At 68.4% G+C, this 22,918-nt stretch carries 20 protein-coding genes; 9 read left to right on the top strand and 11 right to left on the bottom strand.

Features of this window, described 5'->3' with window-relative positions; all coding sequences use genetic code 11:
* Positions 1–31: 31 nt before the first annotated feature.
* From AC5P9I_RS06710 to AC5P9I_RS06700, 3 genes are all read right to left on the bottom strand, one after another.
* Positions 32–1,303, bottom strand: coding sequence for a sensor histidine kinase (locus AC5P9I_RS06710; RefSeq protein ID WP_049466548.1), 1,272 nt, complete (start codon positions 1,301–1,303; stop codon positions 32–34).
* Positions 1,304–1,456: 153 nt separating this feature from the next.
* Positions 1,457–2,170, bottom strand: coding sequence for a response regulator transcription factor (locus AC5P9I_RS06705; protein WP_002811889.1), 714 nt, complete (start codon positions 2,168–2,170; stop codon positions 1,457–1,459).
* An 87-nt stretch (positions 2,171–2,257) separates the two neighbouring features.
* A complete protein-coding gene (locus AC5P9I_RS06700) occupies positions 2,258–2,899 on the bottom strand; it encodes an arylesterase (protein ID WP_049466546.1) in 642 nt (213 codons plus the stop codon).
* Between the two features lie 75 nt (positions 2,900–2,974).
* Between AC5P9I_RS06700 and AC5P9I_RS06695 the strand changes: the two genes are divergently transcribed.
* Positions 2,975–3,622, top strand: a complete 648-nt coding sequence (locus AC5P9I_RS06695) for an ABC transporter ATP-binding protein (RefSeq protein WP_049466544.1) — start codon at positions 2,975–2,977, stop codon at positions 3,620–3,622.
* The gene (locus AC5P9I_RS06690; protein WP_049466542.1) at positions 3,619–6,129 is read left to right on the top strand and encodes an ABC transporter permease; all 2,511 of its coding nucleotides are present in this window, start codon (positions 3,619–3,621) and stop codon (positions 6,127–6,129) included. Before AC5P9I_RS06695 ends, AC5P9I_RS06690 begins: the two co-directional genes overlap by 4 nt.
* A gap of 102 nt (positions 6,130–6,231) precedes the next feature.
* Here the strand turns inward: AC5P9I_RS06690 and AC5P9I_RS06685 are convergent, their stop codons facing one another.
* From AC5P9I_RS06685 to AC5P9I_RS06665, 5 genes are all read right to left on the bottom strand, one after another.
* Positions 6,232–7,167, bottom strand: a complete 936-nt coding sequence (locus AC5P9I_RS06685; RefSeq protein ID WP_049466540.1) for a DUF6607 family protein — start codon at positions 7,165–7,167, stop codon at positions 6,232–6,234.
* Positions 7,168–7,240: 73 nt separating this feature from the next.
* Entirely contained in the window at positions 7,241–7,840 is a 600-nt protein-coding gene (locus AC5P9I_RS06680; RefSeq protein ID WP_049466538.1) for a ChuX/HutX family heme-like substrate-binding protein, read from the bottom strand.
* A 4-nt stretch (positions 7,841–7,844) separates the two neighbouring features.
* Positions 7,845–10,037, bottom strand: a complete 2,193-nt coding sequence (locus tag AC5P9I_RS06675; RefSeq protein ID WP_303395605.1) for a TonB-dependent hemoglobin/transferrin/lactoferrin family receptor — start codon at positions 10,035–10,037, stop codon at positions 7,845–7,847.
* Positions 10,038–10,195: 158 nt separating this feature from the next.
* Positions 10,196–10,390 carry a hemin uptake protein HemP gene (gene hemP / locus AC5P9I_RS06670; protein WP_005412278.1) on the bottom strand — a complete coding sequence of 65 codons (195 nt, stop codon included), beginning with the start codon at positions 10,388–10,390 and terminating at the stop codon, positions 10,196–10,198.
* 284 nt (positions 10,391–10,674) lie between these two features.
* The gene (locus tag AC5P9I_RS06665; RefSeq protein ID WP_049466556.1) at positions 10,675–11,646 is read right to left on the bottom strand and encodes an aldo/keto reductase; all 972 of its coding nucleotides are present in this window, start codon (positions 11,644–11,646) and stop codon (positions 10,675–10,677) included.
* A 193-nt stretch (positions 11,647–11,839) separates the two neighbouring features.
* On the opposite strand from AC5P9I_RS06665, the gene AC5P9I_RS06660 reads away from it, so the two are divergent.
* From AC5P9I_RS06660 to AC5P9I_RS06640, 5 genes are all read left to right on the top strand, one after another.
* The gene (locus tag AC5P9I_RS06660; protein ID WP_049466534.1) at positions 11,840–13,138 is read left to right on the top strand and encodes a NupC/NupG family nucleoside CNT transporter; all 1,299 of its coding nucleotides are present in this window, start codon (positions 11,840–11,842) and stop codon (positions 13,136–13,138) included.
* A 25-nt stretch (positions 13,139–13,163) separates the two neighbouring features.
* Positions 13,164–14,129: a ribokinase gene (locus AC5P9I_RS06655; protein WP_049466532.1), complete on the top strand. Its 966-nt coding sequence runs from the start codon at positions 13,164–13,166 to the stop codon at positions 14,127–14,129.
* A gap of 148 nt (positions 14,130–14,277) precedes the next feature.
* Entirely contained in the window at positions 14,278–14,709 is a 432-nt protein-coding gene (locus tag AC5P9I_RS06650) for a hypothetical protein (RefSeq protein ID WP_130768588.1), read from the top strand.
* Positions 14,710–14,856: 147 nt separating this feature from the next.
* The gene (gene dusB / locus AC5P9I_RS06645) at positions 14,857–15,852 is read left to right on the top strand and encodes a tRNA dihydrouridine synthase DusB (RefSeq protein ID WP_064239609.1); all 996 of its coding nucleotides are present in this window, start codon (positions 14,857–14,859) and stop codon (positions 15,850–15,852) included.
* 85 nt (positions 15,853–15,937) lie between these two features.
* Positions 15,938–16,765, top strand: a complete 828-nt coding sequence (locus AC5P9I_RS06640; protein WP_005408109.1) for a class I SAM-dependent methyltransferase — start codon at positions 15,938–15,940, stop codon at positions 16,763–16,765.
* A 244-nt stretch (positions 16,766–17,009) separates the two neighbouring features.
* Here AC5P9I_RS06640 and AC5P9I_RS06635 read toward each other — a convergent pair whose 3' ends face one another.
* From AC5P9I_RS06635 to olsF, 3 genes are all read right to left on the bottom strand, one after another.
* Positions 17,010–18,056: a metal-dependent hydrolase gene (locus AC5P9I_RS06635; RefSeq protein WP_130768473.1), complete on the bottom strand. Its 1,047-nt coding sequence runs from the start codon at positions 18,054–18,056 to the stop codon at positions 17,010–17,012.
* A gap of 139 nt (positions 18,057–18,195) precedes the next feature.
* Positions 18,196–18,996, bottom strand: a complete 801-nt coding sequence (locus AC5P9I_RS06630) for a UDP-2,3-diacylglucosamine diphosphatase (RefSeq protein WP_130768474.1) — start codon at positions 18,994–18,996, stop codon at positions 18,196–18,198.
* Complete coding sequence (olsF, locus tag AC5P9I_RS06625) at positions 18,993–20,708, bottom strand: bifunctional ornithine lipid synthase OlsF (protein WP_130768475.1); 1,716 nt, start codon at positions 20,706–20,708, stop codon at positions 18,993–18,995. Before olsF ends, AC5P9I_RS06630 begins: the two co-directional genes overlap by 4 nt.
* A gap of 334 nt (positions 20,709–21,042) precedes the next feature.
* Here olsF and metK point away from each other — a divergent pair, with 334 nt between their 5' ends.
* Positions 21,043–22,254 carry a methionine adenosyltransferase gene (metK, locus tag AC5P9I_RS06620; RefSeq protein ID WP_005408103.1) on the top strand — a complete coding sequence of 404 codons (1,212 nt, stop codon included), beginning with the start codon at positions 21,043–21,045 and terminating at the stop codon, positions 22,252–22,254.
* Between the two features lie 140 nt (positions 22,255–22,394).
* The gene (locus AC5P9I_RS06615) at positions 22,395–22,901 is read left to right on the top strand and encodes an acyl-CoA thioesterase (protein WP_005415314.1); all 507 of its coding nucleotides are present in this window, start codon (positions 22,395–22,397) and stop codon (positions 22,899–22,901) included.
* The last annotated feature ends 17 nt before the right edge of the window (positions 22,902–22,918 follow it).

The raw sequence follows: 22,918 nt of genomic DNA, 5'->3' as shown, positions 1-22,918 counted from the left end.
CTACCGAATCACGGGCAATGGGGTCGGGGGATCAGCGGAAGATCACCGTGGCCTCGGTGCCCTGCCCTGGCTCGCTGGCCAGGCTGACCTTCCAGCCGAAGCGATCACACAGCCTGCGTACGATCGACAGGCCCAGGCCGGTTCCCTGCGGGCGGCTCGGCTCGGCGCGGTAGAACGGCTCGAACGCGCGCGACAGCGCCTCGGCGGACATGCCGATGCCGCTGTCGCGCACCACCACGCGATCGTCGAGCACGTGCACGTCGATGCGCCCTTCGTCGGTGTAGCTGCAGGCGTTGCGCACCAGGTTGCTGACCACCACCTGCAGCACCCGTGGCGGTGCGTGCAGCTGCACCGGGCCTTCGCTGTGCAGGTGCACCGACACCGGCCGGTTGCCCAGCAGTTCGTTGGCGTTGTCCACCTCGTAGCGGACGATGTCGTTGACGTCGAACAGCTCGATCTGCGGTTCGACATCGGCCTCGCGCGCCAGGATCAGGAACGCATCGATCACCGCTTCCATGTCACGGCCGGCACGCTGGATGCGCTGCAGGCTGCGGCGCAGGCGCGGCTGCAGGGTCTCATCGCCCAACGCCATGTCGCTGGCCACGCGGATGACGGTCAACGGCGTGCGCAGCTCGTGGCTGGCATCGCGGGTGAAGTTGCGCTCGCGGGCCACGTGCGCGCTGACCCGGTTGGCCAGCGAATGCAGGGCGGCCGCCAGCTGCCGGGTCTCGCCCTGCATGTCCGCCGGCAGCTTGTTCGGCTCCAGATCGGCCGCTTCGGGGTGGCCCGGGTCCCAGCGCGAGACGCGCCGTGCCAGCCAGTTCACCGGCGACACCAGGCGCTTGGAGGCGCGGTAGGTGACCCAGCTGGCGCCATACACCGCCAACAGGGTCAGCAGCACCGGCACGATGCCGAACCAGAACGCCAGCATCTCCGCACGCGAACGCAGGAACACCAGGTACAGGCGGCCGGCCGGACGTACATCGACCAGTACCAGCTGGTCGTCCCCGCGCAGCTCGTGGAACCCCGGCTCCAGGTTGCGCAGGTTGGCCGGCAACGACAGCGCCGACTGCCCGCTTTCCAGCAGGTAGCCGCGGATGTTCTGGGTGTTGGGCGGTGGCTGTACCGGCGAGGCTTCGTGCAGCGTCCAGTAATAGGCCGCTTCCTCGCGCAGGGCGGCGCCGACCAGGCTGTGCTTGATCACCAGCGAAACCAGCCAGGCACCGAGCAGGATGCCCAGGCTGGCCAGAACTGCCTGCAGGATGAAGGCGATACGGATCTTGCGCGGCAGGCCGTGCGGCATTGCGGGGTCCCGGTCAGAGCGCTGCGATTATAGGCAGCGCGCTGCGCCGTAGTCGTGCACGGAGGATGACCGGCGGCAGCGCCGGCCGGTCATCCGTGCCCGGTGCGGGGTCGTTGCCCGGCCGGGCCTGATGCTGCACCGGCCTGGCCCCGATCAGGCCATCGGCTGGGCGATATCGGCAATGCGGTAACCGGCGCTCTGCACGGTGTGCAGCAGCGGACGGTCGAACGGCTTGTCGATGATCTTGCGCAGGTTGTACAGATGGCTGCGCAGGGTGTCCGAATCCGGCAGGCCATTGCCCCAGATCTCGCGTTCGATCTCCTGGCGGGTGACCACGCGCGGCGATTCGCGCATCAGGATGGTCAGCAGGCGCAGGCCGATCGGCGACAGCTGCAGCTCGGTGCCGGCGCGGGTGGCACGCATGCTGACCGGGTCGAGCACCAGGTCGGCGACCTTCAGCACTTCCGAACCGACCTGGCGGCGTTCGCGACGGATCAGCGCGCGCAGGCGGGCTTCCAGCTCCTGGATCGCGAAGGGCTTGGTCAGGTAGTCATCGGCACCGAAACCGAGGCCGGTGAGCTTGTCGTCCAGCGTGTCGCGTGCCGTGAGCATCAGCACCGGTGTGGACTTGCGCGCATCGTTGCGCAGGCGACGGCATACTTCGATGCCATCCAGGCGCGGCAACATGAGATCGAGCACCACGACGTCATAGCTGTTCTCCGCCGCAAGGCGGTAGCCATCCAGGCCGTCCTGTGCATAGTCGACTTCGAAGCCGCGACCTTCCAGGTATTCCCCGATCATCTCGGAGATGTTGCGGTTGTCTTCGACCACCAGCACCAAGCCGGAGGTCTCCTTCGTCTGACGCATGTGATTCCCTCTAACTTCAGCTTTGTGAAACATGCCGGATCGACGGTGGACGCGATGTGAAGTTCCGTCAAGAGGGTTGTAAATCGTTCAGAGCAGGGGCCGCAGGAGCGGCCAGACGTTGTCCAGCACCCTCGGTTGCGCCTGCGCCGTGGGGTGCAGGCCATCGGCCTGCATCATGCCCGGCTGCAGGGCCACGCCTTCCAGCAGGAACGGCAGCAGCGGCACCTTGTACTGCGTGGCCAGTGCCTTGTAGGCCGCAGCCAGGCGCTGGCGGTAAGCAGGCCCGTAGTTGGGCGGCACGTCGATGCCCAGCAGCAGCACCTTGGCGCCGGCCTTCTGGCTGGCCTGCACCATCTTTTCCAGGTTGCCCTGCACCTGTGCCGGGGTCAGCCCGCGCAGCGCGTCGTTGCCGCCCAGCGCGATCACCACCACCGTCGGCTTTTCCTTCGCCAGCAGGCCCGGCAGGCGGGTCAGCGCGCCGGCAGTGGTCTCTCCGCTCATGCTGGCATTGACGATGCGCGGCGGCGTTTTCGACTGTTGCCTGACCCGCTGCTGCAGCAGGCTGACCCAGCCGGCGTCGGCGGGGATATTGTGGGCAGCACTGAGGCTGTCGCCGAGGACCAGCACCGTGCCCGCCGGGCCTTTGGCTCCGGCCAGCCCGGGCAGCAGCAATCCCAGCAGCAGCACCATCATCGCGCCGGCTCGCCGGCTCCATCCCGTCTTGCGCATTGGAGTCTCCTCATCGACAGCCTGTCCCTCCGCAGCGCGCCCGTCGCCATCGCCGTCGACCAGGTCGGCAAGTCCGTGCAGGGCCCGGAGGGTGAAGTCCACATACTGGACAACATCACCCTGACCGTCCATGAAGGCACCAGTGTGGCCATCGTCGGTGCCTCGGGGTCCGGCAAGACCACCCTGCTCGGCCTGCTGGCCGGACTGGACCTGCCCAGCCGCGGCCACATCGCGCTGGCGGGCCAGAACCTGGGCGACCTGGATGAGGAAGCTCGGGCCCAGCTGCGCGCGCGCGAGGTCGGCTTCGTGTTCCAGAGCTTCCACCTGCTGCCGGCGCTGACTGCCGCCGAGAACGTCGCGCTGCCGTTGGAACTGGCCGGACGCGAGGACCGCGCACGGGTGGACCAGGTGCTGGCCCAGGTCGGCCTGGCCCATCGCGCCCGCCACTACCCGCGCCAGCTGTCCGGTGGCGAGCAGCAGCGCGTGGCGCTGGCACGTGCCTTCGTCACCCGCCCGCGCATCCTGTTCGCCGACGAACCGACCGGCTCGCTCGACCATGCCACCGGCCAGCACATCAGCGACCTGCTGTTCGAACTCAACGCCGGCAGCGGCACCACCCTCGTCCTGGTCACCCACGACCTGCGCCTGGCCCAGCGCTGCCAGTACATCCACCGCATCGATGACGGCCGCCTGCTGACGGTCGAGCGCGGGGCGCAGGCATGAAGCTGCTGCGTCACGCGTGGCGCGCGCTGCGCCGCGAAGCGCTGGCCGGCGATCTGCTGACCGTGTTCGCTGCGCTGGTGCTGGGCGTGGCGGTGATGACCGCCGTGGGCACGCTGGTGAACCGGGTCAACCTGGCGCTGACCGGCAGCGCGGCGGAAATGCTCGGCGGCGACCTCGGCATCGCCGGGCGCGATGATCCGCCGCAGGCATTCGCCGACGAGGCGCAACGGCGTGGCCTGGCGCATACCCGCATCGCCAGCTTCGGCAGCGTGCTGTTCAACGGCGATGCCAGCCAGATGGCCAGCATCAAAGCGGTACAGGCGGGTTATCCGCTGCGCGGCACGCTGCGGGTTCGGGCCACGCCCGGCGGGGCGCTGATCGCAGGTGCCGGCATGCCGCCCAAGGGCCAGGCCTATGCCGACCCGCGCCTGCTGCAGGGGCTGGGCCTGAAGGCCGGCGATGACCTCGAATTCGGCGCCGGCACGCTGCGCATCGCCGGCATCATCGAGGCCGAGCCGGATGCCGGCGGCGACCTGCTGACACTGTCGCCCACCCTGCTGGTCAACCGCGCCGATGTGGAGGGCACCGGCCTCCTCGGCCCCGGCAGCCGCATCAATTACCGGCTGATGTTTGCCGGACCGGCCGATCAGGTTGCCGCCCTGCGCCAGTGGCTGCTGCCGCAGATCAAGGGCCTGCGCCTGCTGAGCGTGGACGACACCCAGCGCGGCGTGCGCCAGGCGTTCGATCTGGCCGGGCGCTTCCTCGGCCTGAGCGCGCTGCTGGCGGTGCTGCTGGCCGGTGTGGCCACCGCGCTGGCGGCCAACCGCTTCGCGCTGCGCCGCATCGACCAGGTCGCGATCCTGCGCTGCCTGGGCGCGCGCCAGCGCGACATCCTGCTGGGCCTGGCGCTGCAGCTGCTGATGCTGGCGGTGCCGGCCTGCGCGCTCGGCATCGGCCTGGGCATGGCCGCGCAGGAAGGCCTGGTGCAGGTGCTGGGCAGCCTGGTGCCGCAGCGCCTTCCGCTGCCGGAAGCGATGCCGGCACTGACCGGCGCCGGCATCGGCCTGTTGCTGCTGTTCGGCTTCGGCCTGCCGCCACTGCTGCGCCTGCGCGGGGTACCGCCGATGCGCGTGCTCAACCGTTCCTTCGCCGCCCTGCCGCCGGCGTCGTTGCTGGCCTATGTGGCGGCGCTGGCGGCCAGCCTGCTGCTGGCGGTGCAGGTCACCGGCGATCTGAAACTGGCGCTGTGGGTGCTCGGCGGCCTGGCCGCGCTGGCGCTGGCGGCCGGTGCGGTCGGCTTCGTGCTGCTGCAGCTGCTGCGCGGCCTGCAGCACCGCCTGCATGGCCACTGGCGGCTCGGCCTGGCCGCGCTGACCCGGCGCCGGATGCTGGCAGTGATGCAGCTGGTCGGGCTGTCGCTGTCGTTGTGCGCGCTGTTGCTGCTGGCGGTGACCGGCCCCGGCCTGCTGCAGCAGTGGCGCGAGCGCCTGCCTGCGGATACGCCGAACTACTTCCTGATCAACATCCAGCCCGAGCAACGCGACAGTGTGCTGGCCGCATTGCGTGGACTGGGCGCCGGCGACGCCAGCATCGAGCCGATGGCGACCGGCCGCCTGATCGCGATCAACGGCAAGCCGCCGCTGCGCGTGGACCCGGCCGCCGCCGAAGGGAACGGCACGAGCAACGGCCCCCGCGAGGACGACGACGAGAACCGGCCGTTGAACTTCAGCTGGCGCAGCACCTTCCCGCCCGCCAATGCGCTGCTGGAAGGCCGCTTCTGGCAGGCCGGCAGCACCGCGGCGGAAGCCTCGGTGGAAACCGGCTGGGCGCGGCGCTACGGCGCGCACCTGGGCGATCGCATTACGATTTCCGTAGGCGAGCAGCAGCGCGAGTTCACCGTCACCAGCATCCGCAAGGCCGACTGGAACACGTTCCGGCCGAATTTCTTCGTGCTGTTGAACCCCAATGCGGTGGGCGATACGCCGCACAACCTGCTGTCGGCCTTCCATCTGCCGTCCGGCAACGCGGCCGGGCTGGGCGAGCTGGTGCGCGCGCAGCCGAACCTGTCGCTGCTGGACGTGGACGCGGTGATCTCGCAGGTGCGCGACGTGATGGAGCGCGTGGCGCAGGCGGTGCAACTGGTGATGGTGTTCAGCCTGCTGGCCGGCGTGCTGGTGCTGCTGGCGGCGCTGCAGGCCACCGCCGGCGAGCGCCGCTACGACAGCGCGGTGCTGCGCACGCTGGGTGCGACCCGGCGCCAGCTGCGCGGTGCCGTGCTGGTGGAGTTCGGCGCGTTGGGCACGCTGGCGGCGATGCTGGCGGTGGGCGCGGCCGCAGCGATCGGTGTGGCGGTGTCGCAGAAGGTGTTCGAGCTGCCGTTGCTGCCGCCGTGGCCGGGCCTGCTGATCGGCGGCGTGGTCGGCATCGGGTTGAGCCTGCTGGCGGGCTGGTGGGGTACGCGGGCGATCCTGCATACGCCGCCGGCGTTGGCGCTGCGCGAGGCCTGAATCGGTGGCGGCTCCGGACGGCGTGCCGAGCAGGCTCGGCACCCACCGGAAGCAGGTGGATGCGGTGCCGGGTACGCCCGGCCCCCCTCTCCACCGCGGCGATCAGCCTTCGTTCGGCGCCTTTTCCACGTACTTGGCAAACACTTCGTCGATCTGCTTGTCCTTCACCTTCTTGCCAGACTGGATCGCTTCGGCTTGGGTGAACAGCGGAATGATCATCGCCATGCCATCGATCTTGGTCTTCAGGTGCACGCCCGGGGCCTGGCCGAGGAAACCGTCCCAACGCTGGCGCACCTTGGCCCAATAACCGGCAGTGGCCTTCCAGTAGTCACGCGCCGGGGTGAAGTCGACCTCGGTGGTCTTCACGTAGTCGTTGAAGCCGAACTCGCGGGCGATCTCCACCTGGCTGCCGTCGGCGTTGCGCTGCACCTTGGTGTTGAACTGCTCGTGGGTCCAGCCATTGGGCGTGAGCGTGTGGCGGTTGACCACGGCCAGCGCGTTGTAGTCGCTGCGCTTGGTGTACTCGCGGCGCGGCAACGGGCGCCAGCTCAGGTCGCTGGTCCAGCTCGGCACGTTGTTGGTATAGGTCCATTTGCCGGTGCCGCAGTAGCGCGGTGCATCGCTCACTTCGTACACGCACTGGGTCCAGGCGCCCTGGTTCACCGCTGCGGGAATGCGGCGCACCTGCCAGGTCTGGTCGGCGCTGAACTCGAAACGGTTCGGCGCTTCGTAGACCCAGTCCTGGCGCCAGTGCTTGGTGATGTGGCCGCTCTTCTCGTCCAGCAGCAGGTGCTGCAGCACGATGCGCTTCGGCGTGTCCTCGACCACGATCACCAGCTCGTTGCCGCCGCTGCGCATCGCCGGGGCGCGCTCGTAGCCGGGCTTCAGCAGCACGGTCTCGTCGAATGCGAAATCGACGGTGTACTCGCCCTGCAGGGCAAGGATGCTGTCGTGGTCGCGGGCGACATCGGAGGGCTGCGCGCTGGCCACGCCGCCGGTGGCGAGCAGTAGCAGGACGCTGGCTGTCTGGAGCTTCATCGGGGTCTTCCTTCGGGGTTGCAGATGTAATGAGAGGCCATCGGTGGCCAACGGACATTCGGCCCGCCGCCGATCACAGGCGGATCAGTGGCGGCTCGCCGGGCAGGCGCGCCGCAGGTCGACGTGCGGCATCGGCGCAGCAGCAATCGTCGACGACCAGCTCGCCTTCGGCGCCTTCCAGGCGGGCAATACGTCGCGCGGCGGTCGCGCCCAGCGACGACAGCGTCGACAGGCTGGCCGCCAGCGTGCGGCCGTCGTCGGCGGCATGCAGGCGCAGCGCGCACAGCCGCCAGCGCTGGCCACCGAGATGGCCGGCCAGGCGCCGCCACAGGCGCTCGCCGACACTGCCCTCGCTGTCGTGCGCCGGGCCCGGCGGCAGCGCCGCGACCAGCCGGTCCCAGGCCAGGAAATCGCTGTCGGGCAGCAGGTACAGGCGCCACACGCAGCGGCCGCGGCCATCGAGGAAGCACAGGCTTTCGCGCAGGCCTTCGCTGTCCACGCCTTGGCAGGCGTGCACGCGTACGGCCTGCCGCCAGCCCCCCAGTTCGTTGCCATCGGCGTGGTACAGGCACAGCACGGTGCCGAGCGTGGCCAGCTGTGCCGGGGTCGGCCAGGCCGCGCTGTGCAGCGCGGCGATGGTGTCATTCCTGCGTGCGGACAGTGCTCGGCTCATGGGGTCACCAGGAAACGGCAAGGCTGGCGGAGAAGGTGCGGCCCGGGCTGGTGTAGCGATCCAGCACGCGGCTGGTCGGCGACAGTGTCGAGCCCACGTTGGACCAGTCGATGTAGCGCTTGTCGCCCAGGTTGAACACACCGACGTTGAAAGTGGCGCCCGGCGCGAAGTTCCAGTGCGCCATCAGGTCGGCCACGCCGTAGCCGGCCGGGCGGTACACCGTCGCTGCGGTGACGCGGTCCTTGCGCTTGACGAAGGTACCGGCCAGTTCGACGCCCCAGGTATCGGTGTCGTACATCAGGCCGACGGTACCGCGCAGCGGGTCGACCGAATCCAGCGGCGTGTCTTCGGTCTTGTTGTCGCCGCGCGACCAGGCCACCGCACTGCGCAGTGCCCAGCCCTGCAGGCCCGGGCTGATCTGGCCGAAGTCGACGCCGGCCTTCAGTTCAGCACCGTAGATGCGCGCATCGGCGATGTTGCGCGACTGGAACACCATCAGGCCCTGCGCGTTGGTACCGACCAGCGACTGCGACTCGATGAAGTCCTTGTACTCGTTGTAGTAGCCGCTGACGCTGACGTAGGCCGCCGGCGACAGGAAGCGCAGGCCCAGCTCCAGGCCATCGCTGGTTTCCGGCTTCAGGTCCGGATTGGGAATGGCGGTGTAGCCGAAGGCGAAGTTGGTGAAACCGAGGTTGACGTCGTTGTACGGCGGCGAGCGGAAGCCACGCGAATAGCCGGCGAACAGCGACCATTCGTCGGTGAAGCGGTAGACCATGCCCAGCTTCGGCGAGACGCTGGTCTTGGTCAGCCTGGCCACCGCAACGCCGGGATTGTCCTCGGCGAAGATGCTGTCCACTTCCGGCTTCAGTTCGTAGCGGTCCACGCGCACGCCCGGCACCAGCGACAGCTTGCCGCCGGCCATGCGCATTTCATCCTGCGCGTACAGGCCCAGCTCGGTGGTCTTGCTGATCGGGAAATCGCGTACCGGGAAGGCGTCGGGCAGGATGGTGGTGCTGGTCTGGCCATTGGCCAGCACCTGGTAGCCGTCGCGCTTCTGGCGGATCTCGGTACGCGCGCCCTCGAAGCCGTAGGTCAGCGCGTGTTCGACACTGCCGGTGCTGAACGCCTTGTTGAACTGTGCCTGCAGGCCGTAGACACGCTGGTCGAAATTGAACGCGCGGTGGCGACGGCTGCGGTTGGCACGGTCTTCGTCGGTGACCTGGGTGGTCTCGCTGTGCTGGGTATACAGCTGCCAGTGCAGGCTGTCGGCGAAGCCCTTGTCCAGCGCATCCATTTCATGGGCGAACGACACGCGGGTGCGGTTCTGGGTGTCGCGTGCCTTCATGCCGGTGGTGGTGGTGCGGTCGATCGAGGACAGCACGTGGGTATCGGTGGTGTCTTCGTTGCCCTCCACGGTCAGGCGGAAACGCTGGTCTTCACTGGGCGCATAGACCAGCTTGGCCAGGCCACTGCGACCGTCGCGGTCCTGCGGGTTGGGCGCGGTGCGGGTGTTGTCGAGGCTGCGCACATCGCCCTTGTTGCCGGTTTCCTGGCCCTGGCGATGGTTGAGGTTGACCATGCCGCTCCAGTGCTCGCCACCAAACGCGCCGGTCACGCCGCCGAGCAGGCCCTTCCACTCGCCGTCGTAGCCAAACTTCAGGCCGACGTAGCTGTCCTTGCCATCCTTCAGGTAATCGGCCGGATCCTTGGTGACGAAGGCGACCACGCCCCCGAGCGCATCGGAGCCGTACAGCGAGCTGGCCGGACCGCGCACGATCTCCACGCGCTTGAGCGTGTCCAGATCGGTGAAGTTGCGGTTGGCGTTGGAGAACGAACCGATCGCGAAGCTGGTGGGCATGGCGATGCCGTCGGTCTGCACGCGCACGCGGTTGCCGTCCAGGCCGCGGATGCGGATGCTGCCAAGGCCGAAGCGCGCGGCACTGCGGCTGACCGACAGGCCCGGCTCGTAGCGCAGCAGGTCCTTGATGTCCTGCACCAGGTGCCGGTCCATCTGCTCGCGGTCGATGACATCGACGGTGGCCGCCACGTCACTGACCGCCCGCTCGGTGCGGGTGGCGGTGACCTGCACGCGGTCGAATTCGCGCGCATCGGGCGCGGCGGTGGCCGCGTCAGCAGCATGGGCGGACAGCGGCAGGGCCATCCAGACGGCAACGCAAAGGGCGGTAGGGCGGGTCATCGGGTTCGTTCGGTCAGGCAGGGGAACCCCCGGTTACCGGCACACCCGGAAGGTGCACGCGGTAGACCGGGGGGGAGAGAGCGGGAGCGGACGGGTCGCCCACCCTGCCGGCGCGGCCGGCAGGAGGGAGGGCGGGCGGGCGGGCGACCAGGCCGCGATTACTTGGTCAGGATCAGCTTGTCGTTGCTGGTGTGCCGCAGGCGATAGAAGCGGTCGCCGTGCTGGATCAGGATTTCACGACGACCCTTGAGCAGGGCTTCGCTGTCGATGACCTCTTCCGGCGGAACGACACGGACCGGGCGATCGCGGAGGGTCAGCGTTTCGGGGCGCAGCAGTACAGGTTGAGCATTCATGAGCATCTGGACTCGTGCGAGGGACGATTTAAATGATAATGATTCTCAGTTGACAATCAACAACCATTCTCAATTTGATTGATGAGATTAATGATCGAATTCTGAAATTCGATAGATCGTATCAATCAAAGGGCGACGCAGCCGTGTAGAGTCGACTGTTAGTCGACTGCGGTTGCTCGAAGCCGTCGGTCATTCGAAGCAGTCGACTGACAGTCGACTCTACCGTTCCCGTTCCCTCGGCCGAGCCGGCCCGACCGAGCCCCAGGCCCGGTCGGCCCCGGGGTTCAGGCGAAGGCGGCTTCGACGTCGGCCCAGCCGGCCGCGTCGACCTGCTCCAGCACGTCCAGTGCCTGCAGGTTCTGCAGCAGCTGGCTGACCCGGCTGGCGCCGAGGATCACGCTGGAGACGTTCGGGTTGCGCAGGCACCAGGCGATGGCCAGCGTGGCCGGCGCCTGCCCCAGTGCGCGCGCGACCGCACTGAAGCGGCGCACCTGGGCCAGGCGGGCCTCGGTGTCGTCACCCAGCACCAGCGCCTGCAGCCATTCCATGCCCTCGCGGCCCAGCCGCGCATCGGCCGGGATGCCCTGGTCGTACTTGCCGGTCAGCAGGCCCGAGGCCAGCGGCGAGAAGATGGTGGTGCCCAGTCCGGCACCGGCATACAGCGGCGCGTACTCGACCTCGACCCGCTCGCGGTGCAGCAGGTTGTACTGCGGCTGTTCCATCGACGGGCCCTGCAGGTTGTGCGCTTCGGCGATGTCCAGCGCCTGCTGGATCTGCGCCGCCGACCACTCCGAGGTGCCCCAGTAGAGGATCTTGCCCTGCCGCACCAAGGTGTCCATGGCGTGCACGGTCTCGGCGATCGGCGCGTCCGGATCCGGCCGGTGGCAGTAGTAGAGGTCCAGGTACTCCACCCGCAGGCGCTTGAGCGCGGCGTGGCAGGCATCGGTCACATGCTTGCGCGACAGGCCGCGCTGGGTCGGCCGTGGGTCCTTGGCGCTGCCGAAGAACACCTTGCTGGAGACGCAGATGCCGTCGCGCGGCAGGCGCAGGTCGGCGATCACATCGCCCATCACCTGTTCGGCGCGGCCGTTGGCATAGCCCTCGGCGTTGTCGAAGAAGTTGACGCCGTGGTCCCAGGCGGCCGCCACCAGGTTGCGGGCCTCGTCGCGCGGGATCTGGTCACCGAAGGTCACCCAGGCGCCGAAGGACAGGGCGGAAATCGGCAGGCCGGTAGAGCCCAGGCGACGGTATTGCATGCGAATCTCCTGCTGCGGGCCCGCATCCGGGCCGGGATCGAACCCCATTCTACCTGCCGTCGCCGGCCGCAAGCCCTTGCCGTTGCTGGCCCGATCGGTACCGTTGGGTGCGCGCACGCTGCTTTTTCTTGCCCCGGCCCCTGCCCTGCACTAGGCTTCCCGTTTTTCGCGACGCCCCAGGGGAGTCACTCACATGGTCGAAGGTTTGGGCAGGATCGGCTTCGGCCTGTTCGGGTTGGCGGTGCTGATCGGCATCACCTGGTTGTTTTCCAACAACAAGCGTGCAGTTGACTGGAAGCTGGTTGCCACCGGTATCACCCTGCAGATCGCCTTTGCGGCCCTGGTGATCCTGGTGCCGGGCGGGCGCGACGTGTTCGATGCGCTGGGCAAGGGCTTCGTCAAGATCCTCAGCTTCGTCAACGAGGGCTCGGGCTTCATCTTCGGCTCGTTGATGGACACCAAGAACTACGGCTTCATCTTCGCCTTCCAGGTGCTGCCGACCATCATCTTCTTCTCGGCGCTGATGGGGGTGATGTACCACCTCAACGTCATGCAGGCGATCGTGCGCGTGATGGCCTGGTCTATCACCAAGGTGATGCGCGTGTCCGGCGCGGAAACCACCAGCGTCTGCGCCAGCGTCTTCATCGGCCAGACCGAGGCGCCGCTGACCGTGCGCCCGTACATCGCCAGGATGACCCAGTCCGAGCTGCTGACCATGATGATCGGCGGCATGGCGCACATCGCCGGCGGCGTGCTGGCGGCCTACGTGGGCATGCTCGGCGGTGGCGACCCGGCGCAGCAGGCCTTCTACGCCAAGCACCTGCTGGCAGCGAGCATCATGGCCGCACCGGCCACCCTGGTCGTGGCCAAGCTGCTGATCCCGGAAACCGGCACCCCGCTGACCCGCGGCACGGTGAAGATGGAAGTCGAAAAGACCTCCAGCAACATCATCGATGCGGCCGCTGCCGGTGCCGGCGACGGCCTGAAGCTGGCGCTGAACATCGGCGCGATGCTGCTGGCCTTCATCGCCCTGATCGCGCTGCTGAACGCCCCGCTGACCTGGTTCGGCGAAGTGACCGGCCTGGCCGCTGCCATCGGCAAGCCGACCAACCTGTCGACCATCTTCGGCTACGTGCTGGCGCCGATCGCCTGGGTGATCGGCACGCCGTGGGCCGACGCCACCACCGTCGGCTCGCTGATCGGCCAGAAGGTCGTGATCAACGAGTTCGTCGCCTACACCGAGCTGTCGCAGATCGTGAACGGCCAGATCCCCGGCGTGAGCCTGTCCGCCGAAGGTCGCCTGATTGCCACCTATGCACTGTGCGGCTTTGCCAACTTCAGCTCGATCGCGATCCAGATCGGCGGCATCGGCGGCCTGGCCCCGGAACGTCGCCACGACCTGGCCAAGTTCGGCCTGCGCGCGGTGCTGGGCGGTACCATTGCCACCTTCATGACGGCGACCATCGCCGGCGTGCTCACGCACTTCAGTTGAACCCCTGGTTGAGAAAAGATTTCCTATGAGCAGCAGTGTCGTTGTCGTCGGTTCCTTCAATGTCGATCACGTGTGGCGGTGCGAGTCGCTGCCGGCACCGGGTGCGACCATTGCCGGCCGCTACAGCACCGGCCCCGGGGGCAAGGGCTTCAACCAGGCCGTGGCGGCCTGCCGCGCCGGTGCCCAGACGCACTTCGTGTGCGCCTTGGGCGATGACGCCGGTGGCGCCACTGCGCGTGAACTGGCTGCGCAGGATGGCTTCGCGCTGATCGCCGAGGCCAGCAGCGAGCCGACCGGCACCGCCGGCATCTACGTGGATGCGCGTGGCCGCAACACGATCGTGATCGGACCGGGCGCCAACGCCGCGCTGGGCACCGATTTCCTGCAACAGCAGCAGGCCCTGCTGACCGGTGCCAAGGTGGTGCTGGTGCAGCTGGAATCGCCGGTGCAGACCATCGAAGCGGCGCTGGCCACGGCCCGCGAGGCCGGTGTCACCACCGTGCTCAACACCGCGCCGGCCGATGCGCCCTCGACCATCGGCCTGCTCAAGCTGGCCGATGTGATCACCCCGAACGAGACCGAGTTCGCCGCCCTGCTCGGCCGCCATGTCGGTGAGCGCGTGGATGCCAACGACGTCGCCGCGCTGGATGGCGCCAGCCTGCACGCGCTGTGCCGCAAGCTGGTCGGCAACGGTACCGTGGTGGTGACGCTGGGTTCGGTGGGCGTGTTCGTCTCGCACGCCGACGAGAACCTGCGCGGCGACACCCAGCCGTACTACCGCGTCGGTGCCGAACAGGTGCAGGCCATCGACACCACCGGTGCCGGTGATGCCTTCAACGGTGCGCTGGCTGCGTCGCTGGCACAGGTGGCCGATGCACCGTTCGCCCGCCACGTACGCTTCGCCAACCAGTTCGCCGGTCGTTCGACCGAGAAGGAAGGCGCCGCTGCAGCGATGCCGCGCTTCACCCCGGCCGATTCCGAAGCCAAGTAGATCCACCCCACGCGTGGATGAGACGGCCCGGGGGCGCAGGCACCCGGGCCTTTCTTTTGCCCATCCCCCGCTCCTGCGACCGCCGGTCGCATTGCCGGTCCCCTGGCCTGCGCCCACCATCGGCGCAGCTTCCTTGCACGGGCAGGACATGGACGGATTCCCCTGGTTGCTGGTCGCGGCCGCCGGCAGTGCCATCGCGGCCCTGCTGCACATCGGCTGCATCGCCTTCGGCGCCGCGTGGTACAGGTACTTCGGCGCCGGCCCGCGCGTGGTCCGGCTGGCACACGCCGGGCACTGGTGGCCGCCGCTGATGACCGCCGGCATTACGGCCATGCTGGTGGCCTGGACGCTGTACGCACTGGCCGCCGCGGGCTGGCATTCGCCGCTGCCGGCCAGCCGCTGGGTTCTGCCCGCCATCGGTGCCTTGCTGCTGCTGCGCGCCACGATGGGCTTCGGCCTGGCACTGTTCCGCCCCGGCTACAACGGCGTGCGCTTCTGGGTGGTCAGCTCGCTGGCCTGCCTGGTCCTGGGCCTGGCCTTCACCCTGGGCGCCCACCAGGCCTGGCAGCGCCTGGGTTAGCCGCCCACCATCGCGCGGCCCTTGGGGCGACGGAAGCAACCGTCAAGCATCTGCTGATGCCGGTACGGCATGAGGTCGGTGCCGATCGGCCTGAACCGGACCGCGCCCGGCACGGTCGGGCCGCCGCTTGCGCCCTACAATGGGCGCATGCAGATCGGCCCGTACACCATCGCCCCCAACGTCGTGCTGGCGCCCATGGCCGGCGTCACCGACAAGCCCTTCCGCCTGCTGTGCAAACGGCTGGGCGCGGGGCTGGCCGCCTCGGAAATGACCATCAGCGACCCGCGCTTCTGGACCACGCGCAAGTCGATCCACCGCATGGACCATGACGGCGAGCCGGCGCCGATCAGCGTGCAGATCGCCGGCACCGAGCCGCAGCAGCTGGCCGACGCCGCGCGCTACAACGTGGACCATGGCGCGCAGATCATCGACATCAACATGGGCTGCCCGGCCAAGAAGGTGTGCAACGCCTGGGCCGGTTCGGCGCTGATGCGCGACGAGCAGCTGGTGGCGCGCATCCTCGACGCCGTAGTCAATGCGGTGGACGTGCCGGTCACGCTGAAGATCCGCACCGGCTGGGACTGCGACCATCGCAATGGCCCGCTGATCGCGCGCATCGCCGAGGACAGCGGCATCGCCGCGCTGGCCGTGCATGGCCGCACCCGCGACCAGCATTACACCGGCCAGGCCGAGTACGGCACCATCGGCGAGATCAAGGCCGCACTGCGCATTCCGGTGATCGCCAACGGCGATATCGATTCGCCGCAGAAGGCGGCCTACGTGCTGCAGCAGACCGGGGTGGATGCAGTGATGATCGGCCGCTCCGCGCAGGGCCGGCCATGGATCTTCCGCGAAGTCGCGCACTACCTGGCCACCGGCGAGGAACTGCCACCGCCGTCGTTGGCGGAAGTGCGCGACATCCTGCTCGGCCACCTGCATGCCCTGCACGCGTTCTACGGCGAGCCGCAGGGCGTGCGCATCGCACGCAAGCACCTGGGCTGGTATGCCAAGGACCGGCCGGAGAATGCCGCCTTCCGCGCAGTGGTCAACCGCGCCGAAGACCCGCAGAGCCAGATCGCGCTGACCACCGAATACTTCGACCGCCTGATCGCCGGGGAACCGGCGTTGTCATCTGCTGCCTGAGCGTACTGCCACGCCGTCGAGTCGAGCTTGCCCGACTGAATTTCCAGAGCCGTCGAGCATGCTCGACGCTACAAGAGCCCGCCCCATGACCCCGCCGATTTCCTCCCCGACTTACCTGCACGGCTTTTCCGGCACCGAACAGCAGCGCCTGATGACCCAGGCCCGGCTGCTGGAATCGAGCATCTTCGGCCAGATCGACTACAGCGGCGCGCGGCGCCTGCTGGAAGTCGGCAGTGGCGTCGGTGCACAGACCGAGATCCTGCTGCGCCGCTTCCCCGAGCTGCACGTGACCGGCGTGGACCTGAGCGAAACGCAGCTGGCCACCGCGCGCGAGAACCTGGCGCGCACGCCGTGGTGCAGCGACCGCTACACCCTGCAGCAGGCCGACGCCGGCGAGCTGCCGTTCGAGGCACGCAGCTTCGACGCGGCGTTCCTGTGCTGGGTGCTGGAACACGTGCCTTCACCAGCGCGGGTGCTGAGCGAAGTGCGCCGCGTGCTGGCACCGGGTTCGCCGGTCTACATCACCGAGGTGATGAATGCCTCGTTCCTGCTCGACCCGTACTCGCCGCACATCTGGCGCTACTGGATGGCCTTCAACGACTTCCAGTACGACCACGGCGGCGACCCGTTCGTCGGTGCCAAGCTGGGCAACCTGCTGCTGGCCGGCGGCTTCCGCGACGTGCACACCGAGATCAAGACCATCCACCTGGACAACCGCGAACCGGCGCGTCGCAAGACGATGATCGCGTTCTGGGAACAACTGCTGCTGTCGGCGGCCGACCAGCTGCTGCAGGCCGGCTCGGTGGACGAGGAAACCGTGGAAGGCATGCGCCGCGAGTTCCGCCTGGTGCAGAACGACCCCAATGCGGTGTTCTTCTATTCGTTCGTGCAGGGCCGCGCCACGGTGTATTGAGCCGACGCGGCACTAATGCTCCCGCATCCTCGCATGGCGTGGATCTACTCAACGGCACCGGCTGCGGGCGCTGATCGACACAGTAGAGCCACGCCATGCGTGGCTGCCACCGCCGATGTCCCTTCATCCACGCATGGCGTGGATCTACTCAACGGCACCGGCTGCGGGCGCTGATCGACGCAGTAGAGCCATGCCATGCGTGGCTGCCACCGTCGATGTCCCTTCATCCACGCATGGCGTGGATCTACTCAACGGCACCGGCTACGGGCGCATGCCAGATCCGCTGCCACATCGCGGCCAGCCGGCGACCGGCGTCGGCGCGCGCGGCCGGACTGCGGTAATCCACCCGTACCTGCTCGGGAACGATCGCCCGCCACTGCCCGTCGGCCTGCTCGGCCACGACGAAGTTGAAGGTGTAGTCCGGCTCCAGGCCCATGCGCAGGTCACTCAGCACCAGCCGGCCGTCCACCACCCGTGCACGCATGAAGCCACGGTTGAACCACTGCAGCTGCTGCACCGCCGGGATGTCTCCCGCTTCGCGCAAGGCCTGCACGTTGGACGCATGGCCTTCGAACCGCATCGGTCCGTGGTCGGCCACCAGCGAGCGATCACCCACCACGTAGCCGTTGGGCGTCATCGCCACCACCCGCCACAGCAGGGTGTTGAACGGCATCGGCACCGAGAAGCGCGGTGCATCGCCCAGGCCCATCGCGGCCAGGCTCTGCTGCGCGGCACGGTCGACCTGCGCCTTGGCGATCAGGCCCCAGCCCAGGTAGCCACTGCTGATCAGCAGCGCCACGCCCAGCACCTTGCCCACCCACGGCCGGGCGCGGCCAAACCAGGCCAGCACGCAGCCCAGCAGCAGCCACACCGTGTAACCCGGGTCGATGATGAAGACGCTGGAACCCATGGTCGGGTGTGGCCGCAACGGCCACCACAGCTGCGTGCCATACACGGTGAACGCATCGAGCACGGGATGGGTGATCAGCGCCAGCTGGATCGCCCAGAACCAGCGCACGGGTGACTGTGCGACCCGACCGTTGCCGAAGCGCTTGAACAGCCACCAGACCAGCGCCGCCACCCAGGGCAGCACCAGCAGCGAATGGCTGAAGCTGCGGTGCTCGATCATGTTCACCACCGGGTCGGCGGCGGTGAAGCCGAGCCACAGGGCGTCGAGGTCCGGCAGGGTGCCAAGCGCGGCACCGGCCAGCAGGGCCGCGCGGCGATGGCCGGGCGGAGCGATGGCAGCAGCGACGGCGCCGCCGAGCACGATCTGGGTCAATGAATCCATGGCCTGATGCTAGCCGCTTGCGGGCGCGCCGTCTCACTCCCGGTCACCGCTTCTGTAGAGTCGACTGCCAGTCGACTTCTCTTCCATCAGGTTGCGGAAACCACGCGCTACGCGCGACAGTCGACGCTACGGAAACGGGTCATGCTGCCTGCGACAAGCGCGCGCCTGGCAGTTCCGCCAGGGTCTGGCCGTTGTGGTCCAGCAGGCACAGCGCGCCATCATGGTCTTCGGCCAGTGCGGTCAGGCTCTCCACCCAGTCACCATCGTTGGCATAGACCAGGCCATCGCGTTCGAGCAGTGCGGCACGATGGATGTGGCCACAGACGATGCCGTCCAGGCCACGCCGGCGCACGTCGTCCAGCCCGGCCTGCACGAAGCGCTCGATGTAGCGTTCAGCGGCCCCGCTGCGCTTCTTCAGGAACTCCGACAGCGACCAGTAGCGCATGCCCAGCCGCCGCCGCACTGCATTCAAGGCCTGGTTGCCGGTCAGGATGCGGTAGTACAGCCAGTCGCCGAACTTTTCCTGCAGGCCGCCGAAGTGGGTCACGCCGTCGTACTCGTCGCCGTGCGCGACCAGCAACCGGCGGCCATCGGCGGTCACGTGGATGGCACGGCGGCGCACTTGCATGGCCGGCAGCATCACCCCGCAGACGTGGCGCAGCGATGCGTCGTGGTTGCCGGGAATGTAGATGATCTCGGTTCCGGCACGGCGCAGCGCATGCAGTGCCTGGATGACGTCGCTGTGCGACTGCCGCCAGTTGGCGCGGCGATGCGCCATCCACCACAGGTCGATGATGTCGCCGACCAGGTACAGCCGTTCGCAGCGCAGCTGCGACAGGAACCGTGCCAGCTCGGTGGCATGGCAATGACGTGAACCCAGATGCACGTCGGAGACGAACACTGCGCGCCGGTGCGGCGACAGGTTCGCCAGCGTGCTCATGCCGGCGTCCCCGCGTCGCGCAGATAGCGTTTGCGCTTGTTTGGCCGGATCGCGCACAGGTCCACTTCGATCAGGCCGTCGATCGAATCGCTGAAGTCCGGGTCGACGCCGAACGCAAGGAAACGTGCGCCGCCGGGTTCGCACAGATCGGTGTACTGCCGGTACAGCGTCGGCACGCCGGTGCCGAGCGCGGCCAGGTTGGCCTTGAGCACATCGAAGGCTGCGCCTGCATCCAGCTCGCCGAAACTTGGCGGCGCAGCGAAGTACTTGAAGGGGCGGTTCGATTCGGCCAGCCCGGCGCTACCGCTGTAGTAGCGCTGGTAGTACGCCACCAGCTGCTCGCGTGCCTCGCGCGGCAGCGCCGCGCTGATCGACACGGCGCCGAACAGGTAGCGGATGCCGGGCCGGCACTGCAGGTAGGCGCCGATGCCCTGCCACAGGTAATCCAGGCTGCGGCTGCCCCAGTAGTCGGGCACCACGAAGCTGCGGCCCAGTTCCAGGCCCTCGGCGATGTGGGTGATCGCATCGTCGGAATAGCGGAACAGGGACGCGCTGTAGAGCCCGGACAGGCCGTGCCGGGCCAGGGCCTGCGCACCGCGCATGATCCGGTAGGCACCGGCGATGCGCTGCGCGGCCGCGTCCCAGATCACGATGTGCTCATACCGTGGGTCGTAGTCGTCCAGGTCGCGGCTGCGCCCGGTGCCCTCGCCGACCTGGCGGAAGGTCAGCTCGCGCAGGCGGCCCAGCTCCAGCAGCAGCGGGGAACCGGCGGTGCAGGTGGCCAGCAGGATCTGCTTGCCATCGGCGGTCTGGCCCAGCTGGGTCGCTGCGGCAATGCCGGCGGCGACCCGCGAAGGCGGCACCGGCGCCGCCAACGGCTCGGGACCGGTGAACGCAGCGGCAGGGTCGGCCGCGCCGTTGCGGCCCAGCGCGTACAGCGCACGGCGCACGGCCAGCAGCTGCGCGCCCGGGTCACCGCCCTTGCCCAGCTGCATCGGCTCGCCGATGCTCAGCCGCAGCGGGCGGCCACGACGGGTGAACATCTCACGTGCCAGCAGCGCGGTACCGGCCGGCTTGAACAGGGTCGAGGCGCCGTAGAACAGCGCCGAGTTGCGTGCCTCCACCCGTACCGGCAGCACCGGTGCCCCGGCGGCGCGGGCAAAGCGGACGAACCCGCGCTGCCAGCGGCCATCGCGGATGCCGCGCAGCGACAGGCGCGAGACCTCGCCGGCCGGGAACACGATCACGCACTGCTCGGCGGCCAACGCCTGCTCCACCGCATGCAGGCTGCCGCGCTGCGCCTTGCCGCCGAGGATGCGCACCGGCAGCAGCAGATCCTGCAGCGGTGCGATCGCCCCCAGCAGGTCATTGGCCACGATCCGCACGTCGCGGCGTATACGGCCGACCGCGTCCAGCAGCGCCAGCGCATCCAGGGCTCCGGAAGGGTGATTGGCGACGATCAGCAGGCGGCCGGTGGCCGGAATCCTGGCCAGCGCGGCCGGATCCACCTGGTACTGGCCACCGATGAATTCCAGGCCGGCGGCGACGAAGCCGAAGCCGCGCAATCCCGCACTGCGCTGCAGGAAGGCTTCGATCTGGTCCAGCCGCGACCAGCGGCCGACGCTGCGCAGCAACGGCCGCGCCAGTTGGCCGCGACGGCCGTGGAACCAGTCGGGGAAACGTTGCTGGAGGCGCTGTTCGAGTTCCTGCATGGCGGATCCACGGATGCCCGGCGGCCGGATTGGCCGACAGCCTGCGCCCGCCAGGCGGCAGCCAGATGGCGGTTTCGGGGCAGAACGATGACGCCCGCCCCACCCTGCCGACGGACCCGCGAACTGCGCGGCCGGCCCCGGCAGCCCCCGCCCCGCTGTCACGCTGGTGGAACACTGGGCCCCGCGCCCGGGGCCCAATCCCGCTGGGACAGGCCCTGCAGGCCGACACGGGCTTAACCACCGGCAACCGGTACAGGTTCACAATGCACAGGCGGCGCACCCCGTGTATCATGCGCGCCCATCTTTCCATCCGAATCAAGGGATATTACGCCTGATGTCCAGCTATCTCTTCACCTCCGAGTCGGTCTCCGAAGGCCATCCGGACAAGGTTGCCGACCAGATCTCCGATGCGGTGCTGGACGCGATCCTGACCCAGGACCAGCGCGCCCGCGTGGCCTGCGAGACCATGGTCAAGACCGGCGTTGCCATCGTGGCCGGTGAAATCACCACCAGCGCCTGGATCGACCTGGAAGCGCTGACCCGCAAGGTCATCACGGACATCGGCTATGACAGCTCCGACGTCGGCTTCGACGGCGCCACCTGCGGCGTGCTGAACCTGATCGGCAAGCAGTCGCCGCACATCGCCCAGGGCGTGGACCGCAAGAAGCCGGAAGAAATGGGCGCGGGCGACCAGGGCCTGATGTTCGGCTATGCCACCAACGAGACCGACAGCTACATGCCGGCCGCGATCCACCTGTCGCACCGCCTGGTCGAGCAGCAGGCCAAGATCCGCAAGAAGAAGAACTCGCCGCTGTCCTGGCTGCGCCCGGACGCCAAGAGCCAGGTCACCCTGCGCTATGAGAACGGCGTGGTCTCGGCCATCGACGCCGTGGTCCTGTCGACCCAGCACGCCCCGGGCATCAAGCAGAAGGACCTCATCGAGGCCGTCCGCGAAGAGATCATCAAGCCGGTGCTGCCGGCCAAGTGGCTGCACAAGGGCACCAAGTTCCACATCAACCCGACCGGCAAGTTCGAGATCGGCGGCCCGGTGGGCGACTGCGGCCTGACCGGCCGCAAGATCATCGTCGACACCTACGGCGGCTGGGCCCGTCACGGTGGTGGCGCGTTCTCCGGCAAGGACCCGTCCAAGGTCGACCGTTCGGCGGCCTACGCGGCCCGCTACGTCGCCAAGAACGTGGTCGCCGCCGGCCTGGCCGACCGTTGCGAAGTGCAGGTCTCCTACGCCATCGGCGTGGCCGAGCCGACCTCGATCTCGGTGACCACCTTCGGCACCGGCAAGATCAGCGACGACAAGATCGAGAAGCTGATCCGCAAGCACTTCGACCTGCGCCCGTACGGCATCATCAAGATGCTGGACCTGATCCACCCGATGTACCAGCAGACCGCGGCCTATGGCCACTTCGGCCGCAAGCCGAAGGAGTTCAGCTACCTCAACGGCGAAGGCGAGACCGTCAACGCCACGGCCTTCTCCTGGGAGAAGACCGACCGCGCCGCCGCCCTGCGCGCCGATGCGAAGCTGAAGTAAGACAGACGAAGGGCCGCGCAAGCGGCCCTTCTCTTTTCCGGTAGAGCCGGCCGCTGGCCGGCTTTTTCATGGTCTCCGGAAACAACCGCGCGGTTGCCGGCCAGCGGCCGGCCCTACCCGGTTGCCGATACAATCGCCGCATGTCGACCGAACTGAAAACCCACCAGCTGTCCATGACCGTGCTGATGTCGCCGGAGATGGCCAATTTCTCCGGCAAGGTCCACGGCGGCGCCATCCTGCGGCTGCTCGACCAGGTCGCCTACGCCTGCGCCAGCCGTTACGCCGGCAGCTACGTGGTCACCCTGTCGGTGGACCAGGTGATGTTCCGCCAGCCCATCGCGGTGGGCGAGCTGGTCACCTTCCTCGCCTCGGTGAATTACACCGGCACGTCGTCGATGGAGATCGGCATCAAGGTGGTGGCCGAGGACATCCTCAAGCGCAGCGTGCGCCACGCCAACAGCTGCTTCTTCACCATGGTGGCGGTGGATGAGGAAGGCCGGCCGACGCCCGTCCCGCCCTTGCAGCCGGCAACGTCCGACGAAAAACGCCGCCAGGCCGCAGCGCAGATCCGCCGCCAGCTGCGCCAGGAAATGGAACAGCGCCATCTTGAACTGCTGGCGTCGAACCCGCCGTCGCCGGAGGAATGAGGTAGTGCCGGCCGCTG

It is taken from the genome of Stenotrophomonas sp. YJH_SMC_29 (assembly GCF_059371235.1).
The sequence above is the reverse complement of the archived record's forward strand: the minus strand, read 5'-3'. Positions and strand labels throughout refer to the sequence as shown.